We start from the raw sequence: 13,312 nt of genomic DNA on the forward strand, positions 1-13,312 counted from the left end.
GAATGAAAGAAGTGGTGATACATCCGCAGATACAGCAGGTGCCCGGTGCGCCTGCACATATCTGCGGAATCATGCTGTATGAGAGGACTCCGGTTGTGTTCTGCCGGGTGGGAGACAGCGGCAGATGCACCTGCGGATTTATTCTGGGATTTGAGGACGGTACCATGATGGGCGTCACCGGGGAACTGGGCGGCGAAGCTGCGGGTGAACCTCAGGAGATGACCGGGCTAATGCCGGGAATATGGGAGAAAAAATGTGATACGACTGAATGACAGGGAATTCTGCGGGATAGTGGCATATATTCGGGATAATTACGGCATTAACCTGGAGAAAAAACAGGTGCTGATAGAGTGCAGGATGGCCAGGGAGCTGGAAAAAAGAGGGCTGACCTCCTTCGCCCAGTATATGGAACAGATGAGAAGTGACAGGACCGGTGAGATGGCCGGCGAGATGGTGAACCGACTGACTACCAACTATACATATTTTATGAGGGAACCGGCTCATTTTTCTATACTGAACGACAAGATACTGCCGGAACTGTTTGAGAGCCGGAACATGGGAATCTGCAATATATGGAGCGCCGGCTGCGCAACAGGGGAAGAAGTTTACTCCATGGCCATGCTGATTCAGGAGTACAGGGAGAAATGTGAACGCATGCCGGGAATCCGTATACTTGCCACAGACATTTCCGGGGAGGTATTGCGTAAGGCGGAAAGGGGGGTATATCCGCTGAAGGAAATGGATGACCTTCCGGAACTTTGGAAGAGAAAGTACTGTACCATGAAAGGCAGCCACACCTTTCAGGTGGATGAGAAGCTGAAATACAATATTCGTTTCAAGAGGCATAATCTGATGGAGGCGCCTCCGGGGCCGGAGAAATTTGATTTGATATTATGCCGGAATGTGATGATTTACTTTGACCGGATGTCCAGGGAGAAGCTCATAAGGCAGCTGGAGTACTGCCTGAATCCAGGCGGTTACCTGCTGGTAGGCCATGCAGAGCTGCTTTCCAGGGAAGAGACCAGGCTGGAAACCGTTTTTCCGGCTGTATATAAAAAGCCTGCCAAACAGGATGGGGATAGAGGGGGACTATATGGATAAGAAGATTTTGATAGTAGACGATGCCATGTTCATGAGGAACATCATCCGCAAGATACTTAAGGAGGATGGGTATACGCAGGTATGGGAGGCCCAGGATGGAGAACATGCCATGGAGCTGTTTCGGGAAATCAGCCCGGACCTGGTGCTTCTGGATATCACTATGCCGGGACGTTCCGGTCTGGAGGTCCTGGAGGAGATTTTGGGACTGGATCCGGAGGCAAAGGTCATCATGTGCTCAGCCGTGGGACAGGAGATGATGATTCAGAAAGCCCTGACCGCAGGTGCTCTGGACTTTATTGTGAAGCCCTTTAAGCCGGATGAGTTTTGCAGGATAGTCAACCGCTACCTGGAACAGTAGAAAAAGTGGGGAAACAAAGGATGAGAGAACGGTTCAGGAACTATAAGACAGGCAGGAAGATGGTCATGGCTTTTTTGTCCATCATCGTTTTGTATGTGGTGACGGTGACAGCGGCTATTATCAATGTAGAGACCATTTCGTCACGCATGGAGGACATCTATGCCGGGCAGTTCGCCAACGTACAGTCCTCCCTGAGGATGATAGCCAGCCTGCGGGCAGTTGGAAGAAACATCGCTATTCTGGCGGCCACGGAAGGGCTGGTGGATGAGGATGAGTACCTTCAGAATACCAGGGAACTGATTCTGGATGAGGAAAAAGCACTGTCCGAGCTGTCCACAGGCTATATTACTGCGCCTGAAAAGGTGCAGGAGCTGAATGAAAAGTTCCAGGCCCTGGCATCGGCAAGGACGAAGATAACGACACTTTTGGAGGCAGGCCAGGACGAAAAGGTGCTGGCTGTGTTTGCTGATGAATACCTGCCCCGTTCAAATGAAGTAAGGGTAGTGCTCACGGAAGTGGTGGACCGGGCATCAGAGGAAACCGAGGCAAGCATAGCCGCGGAGCACCGGAGTAACCATCGGATTATAACCATGCTGGTTCTATTGTCCGTGGTATGTATATCTGCTACAATTTTCATATGCATCATAATAACCAGAAATATTGTCCGCCCTATCAATGAGGTAAAGGAGGCGGCAAATACCATATCCAACGGGAAACTGAATATTTCCCTCAGGTACAGGTCCAGGGATGAACTGGGCCAGCTGGCGGATGATATCCGGCATACGGCGCAGGTCCTTTACAGCTATGTGTCTGAGATACAGAGCGGATTGACTGCTCTTGGGAATGGGCGGCTTAATTACCAATCTGACGTGGAATTCAAGGGTGATTTCGTGGCAGTAAGCAATGGGCTTAAGGAAATAAGCCGCCTGCTGCGCAGTTCACTGCAACAGATAAATAACAGTGCGGAACAGGTGTCTTTAGGAGCGGAGCAGGTGTCAAACAGTTCACAGGTTCTGGCTCAGGGGGCTTCTGAGCAGGCTGGCTCCATCGAGGAGCTGGCGGTCAGCATCAATGAGATTGCTGAGAGCGTAAAAAATAACGCTGACAGCGCAGTGGATTCCAGCCGGCAGGCAGCCCTGGTGGGACAGAAGCTGGAAGAATGCGATGGTCAGATGGAATCCCTGATGAAGACCATACATGAGGTCAAGAACAATTCAGGACAGATAACAGGCATAGTCAGACAGATTGAGGATATTGCCTTCCAGACTAATATACTGGCGCTCAATGCCGCCGTGGAAGCGGCCAGGGCAGGGGAGGCAGGAAGGGGATTTTCGGTTGTGGCAGAGGAGGTAAGACGGCTTGCCACCAAGACCACAGGTGCATCCAAGCTGACGGCTGAACTGGTTGAGAAGAATTCCGATGCTGTAAGCGACGGCATGGAGGCAGTGAACCTAACAGCCCAGACCCTGAAGGATTCCGTGGAAGGAGCCAGGCAGGTGAGCCGCAACATGGATAAGATTTCAGAGACATCCGTACAGCAGGCGGATGCTATTACACAGATAAGAAGGAGTGTGGAGCTGATTTCCGAGATTGTCCAGGGAAATTCAGCCACCTCGGAGGAGAGCGCGGCAGCCAGCGAGGAACTGTCTGCCCAGGCCCAGATATTGAAGGAACTGGTGGAAAAGTTTGAATTTTAATGGCAGGAGATACAGGGGATGGACGGTTATGCACAGATGGATGAAATATCCAGGGATATACTGAAGGAAATAGGGAATGTAGGGACGGGCAATGCGGTGACTTCGCTGTCGCAGATGATGGAACAGCCTATTGAGCTGGATATGCCCTCTCTTAAGGTGGTAAAGTACCATAAGGTACACGAACTTCTGGACAGGCCGGAGGAACTGCAGACGGGCATCCTCATTGAAGTCACGGGCCAGCTAAAGGGCATATTCCTTTTTATGCTGAGCGAGACTTTCACCAAAACTGTGCTGAATACCATATTGGGAGAGGCGGAGAGGAACCTGACATCCCTGGACGATATGGAGCGTTCCCTGATTAGTGAACTTGGCAATATTATGTGCGGTTCATATATACGCGCCCTGTCCCAGCTCATGGACATGGATATGGATGTGTCGGTTCCGGAGCTGTGTATTGATATGGGCGGGGCGATTCTCAGCTACCCCATGACCAGGTGGGTAATTGTAAGCGATGACATACTTCTCATAGAAAATATATTCCATATGTCTGGAGAAGCCTTTAAGGGACGAATCCTCTTCCTTCCGGAGCAGGAAGATTTGGGAACCATGCTCCACAGACTCAGGGAGTAGCGCCATGGATAAAATCATTGTTGGAATTGCGGAAGGAAAGATTGCCAGGGGGAATCAGGTCCTTGTATCCTATGCCCTTGGGTCCTGCGTGGGGGTTTGTCTGTACGACCGCCAGGAACATGTAGCAGGAATGGCTCATATCATACTTCCCGGGAGGGAATATTCGGCCCACTGGGATAATGCTTATAAATTTGCCGATGAGGGCATACATGAACTGATGAATCAGATGAAGAGCCAGGGGGCCCGGCCCGCCGGTCTGATTGCCAAGATTGCCGGAGGCGCCAGAATGTTCGGCGCTTCGGCCGGAAAGATGGATATAGGGCAGCAGAATGTGGCGGCTGTAAGGAAAAGCCTTGCCCGGGAAGGAATCCGTCTGGTAGCCCAGGATACGGGTCATGATTACGGCAGAACCATACTATTTTATGCAGAAAACGGAAGGCTGGAAGTGAATACGGTCAGGCATACAGCCGTCGTATTGTAAGGCCAGGAGGGGAAATGATGTCCATGGATGGAAAACAGACAATACTAATTGTGGATGACAGTCTTTTGATTTGTGAGCAAATCAAGGCAGCACTGAAAGAGGAGAATATCACGATTTGTGAGGCTCACAGCGGCCTGGAGGCCCAGGAACAGCTGAGGCAGTGCCAGCCGGATTTAATACTTTTAGATGTAGTCCTGCCGGATGCAGACGGTTATGAGCTGTATAACACATTACAGGATATGGACCGGAAAAATGCCGTCATTATTTTTCTCACGTCCAAGTCCAGCGATGAGGATGTGGTAAAGGGATTCTCCATGGGGGCATGCGATTACATCAAAAAACCCTTTGTGAAAAAGGAGCTTCAGTCCAGAATCCATGCGCATCTGATACAGAAACAGCAGAGGGATGAGCTGGACCGCCAGAACAGGGAGCTTCGCAACAATATGGAGAAGCTTAACTATATGGCATATCGGGACGGGCTTACAGGCCTGTATAACCGCCGGTATGTGGTGGGGGATTTGATGGAGGACATGCGCTCCTGCGGTCAGGAGGAGGTCAATACGGTATTCATCATGTCGGATATCGATGATTTCAAGCGGGTAAACGATACATACGGGCATGACGCAGGGGATATGGCGCTGGTATGCATTGCCAATATCCTGGAGGCTAACTGCCGCAGACACAGGGTGGTCCGGTGGGGCGGCGAGGAATTTCTGCTGATTTTGTTTAATGTTACCATGGACGAGGCATATGAACTCAGCGAAAAGGTGCGCCGGCAGGTGGAGCAGTTTGTGATACCTTATGGCGACAAGGGCTTTTCCTGTACCATGACACTGGGCCTTCATATCTTCCAGGACCAGGAAGGTCTGGAGGAAGGTATAAGCTGTGCTGACAAGGCATTGTATTACGGCAAACGGCATGGCAAGAACCAGAGTGTGTGGTATGAGGATTTATAATGGACGGAGCGGATTATGGGATATTTTGAGTCGGATGCCCTGGAGATGCTTGAGGTGTACCTGCTGGAGACCAGGCAGCTGAACGGTCAGCTGGCAGATATACTTTTAGAGGCGGAGAAAGAGGGCAGGTTTAGCGAAAGTGATATTCACAGTATTTTCAGGGTCATGCACACCATCAAGAGTTCCTCTGCCATGATGGGCATTAACGGCCTGTCCTCCCTGGCCCACAAGCTGGAGGATTTGTTTTCTTACTACAGGGAGCATACGGACAGGCTGGAAAAGCCGGAACCGGAACTGTTCGACCTTTTATTTGCTGCCTCTGATTTTATTACCCAGGAGCTGGAGCAGATGGACCGGGAAGAATATGCGCCCGGAGATACGTCTGAACTTGAACGGATGACAGATGATTATCTGGGGCATGTCAGCGGGCAGGGGGAGAAGAGTGATGGGAATACGGGTGGAGAGAAGACGGGAGGAGAGGACAAGGGCGGCAGGGAAACGCTGCCTGTCATTCCCGATATATTTGTCTCCAAAAGCGGAACCGTGGTCAATGTGACCTTGGAAGAAGGCTGCCGTATGGAGAACATCCGGGCCTTCATGCTGGTGCGTTCCATTACCGGTCTCTGCACCCTGGTGGAGACGTTTCCGGAAAATCTGGAGAAGCAGGGAGAAAGCGCGCAGTACATCGAACGTCACGGCGTGTTCATCCGTTTTGAGAGCAGTGATAAGGAAAAGGTACTGGAGACCCTGGGAAAGGGTCTTTTTGTGGCACAGTGCAGGATACTGGCCGATAACCAGCCTCAGGAGGCTGCTGCGAAAGCGTTGCCTGAGCGGGATAGTGCAGACTCCAGAGAAGGGGAGTTCATGGAAGTGCGGACAGAGCGTCTGGACCATCTGCAGAATCTGGCCTCAGAGCTTCTGCTTCAGATGCAGGTACTGGAAAGTGAGCTGAAACGGAAGGGAATGGAGGATATCGAAAGCGGCCTGGGACATCAAATCAGCCTGTTGGTGGGACAGATTGAGCGGTCTGTAATGGAGATGCGGCTTGTGCCTGTAAGCAGAATCGTGCCGAAGCTTAAGAGGGCGCTGAGAGATATCTGCCGGGACCAGAAAAAGGAGGCTGACCTCATAATCAGATGTTCGGATGTGGAGGCAGATAAGAGCGTGGTGGACTATGTGTCAGAAGCGCTTCTGCACATTCTGCGCAACGCAGTGGACCATGGAATTGAATCACCGGAGGAACGGCTGGACGCAGGGAAGGACAGAAGAGGGAAGATTATCTTTACAGCTGAGAATGTGGCAGGAGAGCTTCGGATGACCATCAGTGATGACGGAAGGGGAATCGATGAGGAAAAAGTCAGGGAGCGGGCCAGGGTAAAGGGACTTTTTGCCAGGGCTGAGGAGGAGTATGATTCCCAGAAAATCAGGGAGCTCATTCTTTACCCTGGTTTTTCCACCAACGAAACTGTTACCGAGTACTCCGGCAGGGGCGTTGGCCTGGATGTGGTAAAGAATATCATGGAGGATGTGGGAGGAAACCTATCTATCCACAGTACGGTTGGCCAGGGAAGCTCTTTTTCCGTTTCAGTGCCGTTAAACCTGGCGTCCATCGAATGTGTGCGTTTCCGGGTGGGGAGGTACCGTTTCTCCATACCGGCCCGGCATGTATATCATTTTCTGGAGTATGGGTCCTGCCGGGAACAGGTTCGGGAAATCAACGGACGGGATTATATCCTGTATGAGGACAGGATGGTGCCCCTTATCAATCTGCGCAGGTTTTATTGCCTGGAAGGCGAGATACCGGAGCGGGCCATTCTGGTGTATGTGAAAGGAGCGGAAAAGGAGGGCTGCTTTCTCATTGATTCCATCTATGAACAGAAGCGCATCGTGGTGAAGAATCTTCCTTCCCTGCTGGGAGCCGGGTTCCGTTCCAGGACCGGTATCTGCGGCTGCAGCATCATGGGCAGCGGCCGTATCTGCGCGGCCCTGGACACGGAAATCATTATAAGCAAATATGAGAAGGAGGGACGGTATGGGGGATGATGAGATAAGGTCAGTGCTCTGCGTTCCGGGGGAGCGCAGGAATTATGCAGTGGGTTTTTCCTGTGTGGAGGAAATCTGCAAGGATATGATGATTTCCCTGGTGCCCTGTCTTCCGGACTATTTTGCAGGGGTCTGCAATTATAAGGGAGCCATCGTACCTGTGGTTTGCCTGGATGACTCCGTGCCCGGCAGGGAAAAGGCGGGAGCCAGGCAGATGATACTGGTGCTCCGCCATCAGAAATATTATCTGGGCATTCTTCTGGAACAGGAGCCCTATCTGGCTGAAATTGGCGGGGATGAACAAATCAGGGGACCGCAGCAGCAGGACACCGGCCTATGGGCTGAAAAATCATATTTTATGTGGAATGACCGTCTGTTTTCCCTGATAGATGTGGAAAAAACGTTGGAGAAACTGGTTATTTTTGAATAGCGGGGAGACTGGGGGGACAGGCAATGAAGGAAATGGCATTGAGTCAGGAGACATACGATACAGTTAAAAAGGCGCAGATTGATGAGGAAACAGGGGCTGCCATATACGGGTATCTGGCCGGAAAGCAGAAGGATATGAAGAACCGCAGTGTATTCAGCCAGATGTCCTCGGATGAGGCCACCCATGCCGGCGTGTGGAAGAATATCACTGGCGAGGACCTTAAACCCAACCGCGGGAAGGTACTGCTGCTTAAGATACTCACGGTTATCATGGGCTTTACTTTTGTGGTAAAGCTGATGGAGAAGGATGAGACAGTGGGCCAGAAGCGGTATGAGAGGCTGCAGGCGGAGCTGCCGCAGGCAGCCAAGATGATGGAGGATGAACACGTCCATGAAAAGGAGCTGTGCGACATGCTGGATGAGGAGCGCCTTCACTATGTGGGCGCCATGGTGCTGGGATTAAACGACGCTCTGGTGGAGCTGACCGGAGCCATTGCAGGCGTGACCTTTGCCCTGGCCAATACCCGTCTGGTGGCCATGACAGGTATCATAACAGGCATATCAGCCACCCTTTCCATGGCTGCCTCCAACTATCTGGCGGAGCGGGCAGAGGGAAATTCCATGGCCCTTAAGTCCAGCGCCTACACAGGGGCTGCCTATCTGGTGACAGTGGCGCTGCTGGTGCTTCCCTACCTGCTGTTCCCAAGCAATATGTATGTGGCTGCATTTGCAGTGATGATTGTCACGGTGCTTCTGATTATCCTGTTTTTCAACTACTATATATCCGTTGCAAAGGAGGAGCCCTTTCTCCGGCGGTTTCTGGAGATGGCAGGCATCTCCCTGTCAGTGGCAGTGATATCTTTTGTGATTGGAATTGTGGCTAAGAATGTGCTGGGCATTGATACCCTGTAAAAACAGACCGGAGCCAGGAAGGCAGTGTTTTCTTCCGGCTCCGGTTGGTTTGTTTACAGCGGATAAATATTCAGCCGCAGAATCCTGCCGTCTTCGTCCGCCTGGGACAGAAAGGCGGTTACGGGAACCACATGCTCGTTGTAGGTAATGAAATACCATACCGTATTGCTGTCCACATATTTCACGCTGTGGATGGGAAAGGGTCCTCCGTTAAAGCCGAACTTGTGGTGGAACATCATTTCCACCGCCATTCTGCCCTCCAGGTGAAGGGTGTCCATCCCTGCTTTAATCAGGGATGAGTCATGGAGCACTCCGTATTCGTTGAACAAATCCGCCAGGGCGGCCTCGTCCCCTCTCTGCATACAGTCAATATAGTTTTCCAGAATTGTCATATCCATTTCCTCCATTCAGTCTAAAAACGTTCGGACCGCAGCAGCGCGTCAATGCCGCCGTCCACAAACAGTATGACTCCGTTGATGCCGCTGGCCATGGGCGATGCCAGAAACGTGATTCCGTTGGCAATTTCCTCCGCATCAAGGAATTCCTTGCGTCCGTATCGGGTGGGAATGGGAATCAGGAGCGCGGATTCCATCTGGGCATCGGTCATGTTCTGGGTCATGGGCGTCGTGGTATTGCCCGGCGCCACGGAATTAATGCGCAGTCCGTCCACTGCCCAGGAAGGAGAAACACGGCGCACCCACCGCGCCAGAGCGTGCTTGGAGGAGCTGTAACAGGATGCGGCCTGGGTGCGGGGAATGTCCTTTACAAATTCCAGAATACGTTCTTCATCCATGACATTGGACAGCATATCCACCCAGTCCATGCGCACGGTCATGTTGGTAATGGAGTTGGAGGAGGTAACCACACAGTTGCCTTTCTTTTTCTTTAACAGGGGACGCAGCGCCTCTGCAATCTTGACACTGGCAAAGAAATTCAGTGCAAATATCATCTGGGGCGGAGCTGTGGGCCCCACGCCGGCATTGCATATCAGTACGTCAATGCCGTCTGGATAGCGGCGGAATACTTCGTCAATGGCGCCACGCCGCCCCTGGGGAGTGGACAGGTCCGCCAGATAGTCGCCTCCCTTAAAATCAATGTTAAACACTTCATGGCCCTGGTCCAGGAGCAGCTTGCGGGTAGCGGCTCCGATGCCTGTGGTGCCGCCTGTAATCACGTATGTACTCAATGTAATTCCTCCCTTTTGATTGAAAATAATTTGTCAAATATTAATAATTACAAGTAAAAATTTACTACAACCATATCATGGGTAAATTGCTTTGTCAATTTAAATAAATAAATAACAATATCGCACAATTTTGGGGAGTATATGACGAGGCAATCACCCGTTGAACAATGTGTTTAGGAATGCTACAATAAGACTTTAGATATTCTTTTGTTTTTTATGAAGGTTAATTTTTGTTTTAATTGTTAGGATAAATAGCGTAAGGAGGAAATGAACATGAGCGGGGACCGGATTTTACTGGTAGAGGATGACAAAGAGATAAGGGAAGGCGTGGAAATATTTTTAAAGAGCCAGGGATACGTCGTATTCCAGGCGTCAGACGGAGCGGAGGGCCTTAGGGTGCTGGAGGAAAGAGAAGTTGACCTAGCCATCGTGGATGTGATGATGCCGCGTATGGACGGTATTACCATGACGGCAAAACTCCGTGAAAAATATGACTTTCCTGTTATTTTCCTGTCAGCCAAGTCGGAAGAAGTGGATAAGATACTGGGCCTGAATATGGGGGCAGACGATTATATCACAAAGCCCTTTACCCCAATGGAGCTTCTGGCCAGGGTTAATTCACAGCTGCGGCGTTACCACCGGTTCCTGGACCGTCTGAACGCAAAGCAGGCCGAGAATCCAAAGGTCCACAGGCTGGGCGGACTGGAGGTCAACGAAGAGACGGTGGAGGTGACTGTGGATGACAAACCGGTCAAGGTAACTCCCATTGAGTTCAAAATCCTTCTTTTGTTGATACAGAACCCGGGGCGTGTATTTCCGGCTGAGGAAATTTACGAACGGGTATGGAATGAGAGGGCGGTGAATACGGATACGGTCATGGTGCATATCCGTAACCTGAGGGAAAAGATTGAAATGAATCCCAGGGAGCCCAAATATGTAAAGGTGGTGTGGGGAGTTGGATACAAAATTGAAAAACAGCCATAGGCTGGGAGTATTAATTATTATATTGGCTCTGCTTTTGGCATCAGCCAGTACCATAGGGTTATACCCCTATATGAAGACAAGGGCGGAAAGCTACCACAACAGGAGTTCCGTCAAGCAGGTTGAGGAGAGCAGTAATTTCGGCAACCTGGCGACCCAGGTCATGAATTTCAGCTATGAAATCTGGCATCAGAAAATGCAGGAGGACACAGGGCGGCGCCTGACCTATGCCCAGACATTCCTGCCCGGGCTGGAGGAGAAACTCCGCCAGAAGGAATCCGAGGGCCAGATGACAGTACAGCAGGAGGATGGGGAGGACGCGGAACACGTCATAGTGTACGACAATGGGAATCCCTATGACGTTTACTATTACCAGTCCATGCAGCAGGTGATTGACAATGCGGGAAGCGAGTGGGAAAGCCTTTACAGGCAGTTTTATTCCAGTCTGTCCTACGGTGTCCTGGAACAGGACGGAACCTACGGACGCAGCAATGTGACGGACCCAAAGGCTTTTTTTGCAGAGCCGGTAAAGGATGATGTGATTCAGTTCACCGTAAACTTTAATTCCAGCGGCATACTGAAAATTCAGGATATAGAGGGAAAACACGACAAGGATATCACGCGTCTCAAGGAGTCGCTGACCCGGTTTGAATTCTATGACCCGCTGGAGGTAAGGCTGGATGAGAATTACCGCTACAGCGGCGTGGAATTTGAGGGACCAAGGGACATGACAGTGGTGTTCCGGTGCAGTCCGTCCCAGATGTTCGGTTATACGGATGCCAGGGATGAAAGCGCAGCGCAGCAGCTTACCCTCAGGGATTACCGCTACAGCGACGGTTATTTTGCCATAGGGGCGTCTGTAATGGGATTTCTCACCGTGCTGGCCCTGGCCCTGCCGGCTGTGAAGCGGTTTGAAATAGGCAGGAGCCCGCTGTGCAGACTTTCATTTGAACCGCTGAGCTGTATCGGAGTGGCATGGCTGAGCATCATGGGCGAGGGAAGCATACCCATGACGCTGATTGCCTCCACCATGGACGGCAGTTTAAAGAGTGAACTTTTAAGAGCTGAATTCCTGCCCTGGTCAGCCGACGTGATGGTAGTTGTCATCAACCTGGCTTTCTGGATGGCTGCTTATGGAATGTTTTACTGGGGAATCACCTGTTACAGGGCAATCTTTTCCCTGGGTCCCTGGCGGTATTTTAAAGAGCGCACATGGCTGGGACGCTTCCTGCGCTTCATCAAGCGCTGGGTGCTGAATGCCCTCAATGTCTTTAACGAGACTGACTGGGAGCGCCGTTCCACCAGGATTATAGGCAAGGCAATCCTTGCAAATTTTGTCATACTGACCATCATTTCCTGTCTGTGGTTCTGGGGAATCGGAGCCCTGGTGATTTACTCTCTGGTGCTGTTCTTCCTGCTGCAGAAGTACTGGGGACAGATGCAGGAAAAATATAACAGGCTCCTGGGAGGCATCAATGAGATGGCAGAGGGAAACCTGGATGTGGAGATTCAGGAGGACCTGGGAATCTTTAATCCCTTCAAGGAACAGCTGAGCCGGATTCAGGAAGGCTTTAAGAAGGCAGTGGCACAGGAGGTGAAAAGTGAGAGGACCAAATCAGAGCTGATTACCAATGTGTCCCACGACTTAAAGACGCCCCTGACAGCAATTATCACATATGTGAACCTGCTGAAGCAGGAGCATGTGACGGAGGAGGAGAGAAGGACCTATATCCAGGTACTGGACCAGAAATCCATGCGCCTGAAGGTGCTTATAGAGGATTTGTTTGAGGTCAGCAAGGCCAGCAGCGGTACGGTGAGCCTTCATCTGGAGGATGTGGATATTGTAAGCCTCTTAAAGCAGGTGCGGCTGGAGCTGGCGGATAAGATAGAGGCAAGCGGGATTGAATTCCGCTACAATCTGCCGGAGGAGAGGATTCTCATTCATCTGGACAGCCAGAAGACCTACCGGATATTTGAAAACCTGCTGGTGAATATAACAAAGTACGGAATGCCGGGCACCCGGGCTTATATCCAGGTCCTTAAGGAAGAGGACGGCCATGTGCTGATAACCATGCGCAATATCTCGGCCAGGGAACTGGAGGTATCCCCGGAGGAGCTGACGGAGCGGTTTGTACGCGGGGATGTTTCCCGCAATACAGAGGGTTCAGGACTGGGTCTTGCCATTGCCAGAAGCTTTGTGGAGGTCCAGGGCGGCGCCATGAAGCTGGAAGTGGAGGATGATTTGTTCCGCGTATCCATCCGGTGGAAGACGGAGGAACCGGACAGGGCCGGACAGGAGCCTGCGTCAGCACACCAGGCAGAGGAAACAGATGAGCCGGACAATGGCCTCAACATACCCGCAGCTGCATTTGACGCGGAAGGCGTCGTATGGGGCGGTAAGGAGGCAAAAGACAGCGGGGATGGCAGTAAGGAGGACGGTGAGGAAGAAAGTAAGGAAAGTAGCATGTAATATTTAATAATCAGGAAAAGAGAAACACCTCACAGGTTCCCGCGGATATTGCGGGCCGGCCTCTGAGG

General features: G+C 51.4%; 14 protein-coding genes. 12 read left to right on the top strand and 2 right to left on the bottom strand.

The features are described 5' to 3' along the window. Nucleotides 1-2: 2 nt before the first annotated feature. From I2H39_RS21735 to I2H39_RS21780, 10 genes are read left to right on the top strand one after another with little or no spacing between them, the layout of a single operon-like run. A complete protein-coding gene (locus I2H39_RS21735) occupies nt 3-272 on the top strand; it encodes a phosphoglycerate mutase (RefSeq protein WP_243281832.1) in 270 nt (89 codons plus the stop codon). Then, nucleotides 256-1,101: a protein-glutamate O-methyltransferase CheR gene (locus I2H39_RS21740; protein WP_195627516.1), complete on the top strand. Its 846-nt coding sequence runs from the start codon at nt 256-258 to the stop codon at nt 1,099-1,101. Before I2H39_RS21735 ends, I2H39_RS21740 begins: the two co-directional genes overlap by 17 nt. Then, nucleotides 1,094-1,459 carry a response regulator gene (locus tag I2H39_RS21745; protein ID WP_195627517.1) on the top strand — a complete coding sequence of 122 codons (366 nt, stop codon included), beginning with the start codon at nt 1,094-1,096 and terminating at the stop codon, nt 1,457-1,459. Before I2H39_RS21740 ends, I2H39_RS21745 begins: the two co-directional genes overlap by 8 nt. A 20-nt stretch (nt 1,460-1,479) precedes the next feature. Next, a complete protein-coding gene (locus I2H39_RS21750; RefSeq protein ID WP_195627518.1) occupies nt 1,480-3,156 on the top strand; it encodes a methyl-accepting chemotaxis protein in 1,677 nt (558 codons plus the stop codon). 18 nt (nt 3,157-3,174) lie between these two features. Next, nucleotides 3,175-3,786 carry a chemotaxis protein CheC gene (locus I2H39_RS21755; RefSeq protein WP_138309197.1) on the top strand — a complete coding sequence of 204 codons (612 nt, stop codon included), beginning with the start codon at nt 3,175-3,177 and terminating at the stop codon, nt 3,784-3,786. A 4-nt stretch (nt 3,787-3,790) separates the two neighbouring features. After that, nucleotides 3,791-4,267, top strand: coding sequence for a chemotaxis protein CheD (locus I2H39_RS21760; protein ID WP_138309198.1), 477 nt, complete (start codon nt 3,791-3,793; stop codon nt 4,265-4,267). Nucleotides 4,268-4,290: 23 nt separating this feature from the next. Then, on the top strand, nt 4,291-5,223 hold the full coding sequence (locus I2H39_RS21765) for a diguanylate cyclase (protein ID WP_330641021.1): 933 nt from the start codon (nt 4,291-4,293) through the stop codon (nt 5,221-5,223). A gap of 15 nt (nt 5,224-5,238) precedes the next feature. Then, nucleotides 5,239-7,266 (top strand): chemotaxis protein CheA, encoded by a 2,028-nt coding sequence (locus I2H39_RS21770; RefSeq protein WP_195627519.1) that lies wholly within the window; start codon nt 5,239-5,241, stop codon nt 7,264-7,266. After that, nucleotides 7,256-7,696 carry a chemotaxis protein CheW gene (locus tag I2H39_RS21775; RefSeq protein ID WP_138309200.1) on the top strand — a complete coding sequence of 147 codons (441 nt, stop codon included), beginning with the start codon at nt 7,256-7,258 and terminating at the stop codon, nt 7,694-7,696. The genes I2H39_RS21770 and I2H39_RS21775 overlap by 11 nt, the downstream gene beginning before the upstream one ends. Before the next feature lie 23 nt (nt 7,697-7,719). Then, the gene (locus I2H39_RS21780; RefSeq protein ID WP_138309201.1) at nt 7,720-8,607 is read left to right on the top strand and encodes a VIT1/CCC1 transporter family protein; all 888 of its coding nucleotides are present in this window, start codon (nt 7,720-7,722) and stop codon (nt 8,605-8,607) included. A 53-nt stretch (nt 8,608-8,660) separates the two neighbouring features. On the opposite strand, the gene I2H39_RS21785 is transcribed toward I2H39_RS21780, so the two are convergent. Together I2H39_RS21785 and I2H39_RS21790 are read right to left on the bottom strand one after the other, a co-directional pair. Further along, nucleotides 8,661-8,999, bottom strand: coding sequence for a hypothetical protein (locus tag I2H39_RS21785; protein ID WP_138309202.1), 339 nt, complete (start codon nt 8,997-8,999; stop codon nt 8,661-8,663). 20 nt (nt 9,000-9,019) lie between these two features. After that, a complete protein-coding gene (locus I2H39_RS21790) occupies nt 9,020-9,793 on the bottom strand; it encodes an SDR family oxidoreductase (protein WP_138309203.1) in 774 nt (257 codons plus the stop codon). A 273-nt stretch (nt 9,794-10,066) separates the two neighbouring features. On the opposite strand from I2H39_RS21790, the gene I2H39_RS21795 reads away from it, so the two are divergent. Together I2H39_RS21795 and I2H39_RS21800 are read left to right on the top strand one after the other, a co-directional pair. Further along, nucleotides 10,067-10,777, top strand: a complete 711-nt coding sequence (locus I2H39_RS21795; RefSeq protein ID WP_138309204.1) for a response regulator transcription factor — start codon at nt 10,067-10,069, stop codon at nt 10,775-10,777. Continuing rightward, nucleotides 10,749-13,244, top strand: coding sequence for a HAMP domain-containing sensor histidine kinase (locus tag I2H39_RS21800; protein WP_195627520.1), 2,496 nt, complete (start codon nt 10,749-10,751; stop codon nt 13,242-13,244). Before I2H39_RS21795 ends, I2H39_RS21800 begins: the two co-directional genes overlap by 29 nt. Nucleotides 13,245-13,312 lie beyond the last annotated feature (68 nt).

The organism is Clostridium sp. 1001283B150225_161107_B6, from assembly GCF_015556325.1.
In the GTDB taxonomy this organism is placed as follows: domain Bacteria; phylum Bacillota; class Clostridia; order Lachnospirales; family Lachnospiraceae; genus Enterocloster.

Coding starts and splice junctions, on each gene's coding strand:
- I2H39_RS21795 (WP_138309204.1), top strand. CDS start 10,067: ATGAGCGGGGACCGGATTTTACTGGTAGAGGATGACAAAGAGATAAGG.
- I2H39_RS21745 (WP_195627517.1), top strand. CDS start 1,094: ATGGATAAGAAGATTTTGATAGTAGACGATGCCATGTTCATGAGGAAC.
- I2H39_RS21750 (WP_195627518.1), top strand. CDS start 1,480: ATGAGAGAACGGTTCAGGAACTATAAGACAGGCAGGAAGATGGTCATG.
- I2H39_RS21785 (WP_138309202.1), bottom strand. CDS start 8,999: ATGACAATTCTGGAAAACTATATTGACTGTATGCAGAGAGGGGACGAG.
- I2H39_RS21775 (WP_138309200.1), top strand. CDS start 7,256: ATGGGGGATGATGAGATAAGGTCAGTGCTCTGCGTTCCGGGGGAGCGC.
- I2H39_RS21780 (WP_138309201.1), top strand. CDS start 7,720: ATGAAGGAAATGGCATTGAGTCAGGAGACATACGATACAGTTAAAAAG.
- I2H39_RS21755 (WP_138309197.1), top strand. CDS start 3,175: ATGGACGGTTATGCACAGATGGATGAAATATCCAGGGATATACTGAAG.
- I2H39_RS21760 (WP_138309198.1), top strand. CDS start 3,791: ATGGATAAAATCATTGTTGGAATTGCGGAAGGAAAGATTGCCAGGGGG.
- I2H39_RS21765 (WP_330641021.1), top strand. CDS start 4,291: ATGGATGGAAAACAGACAATACTAATTGTGGATGACAGTCTTTTGATT.
- I2H39_RS21735 (WP_243281832.1), top strand. CDS start 3: ATGAAAGAAGTGGTGATACATCCGCAGATACAGCAGGTGCCCGGTGCG.
- I2H39_RS21770 (WP_195627519.1), top strand. CDS start 5,239: ATGGGATATTTTGAGTCGGATGCCCTGGAGATGCTTGAGGTGTACCTG.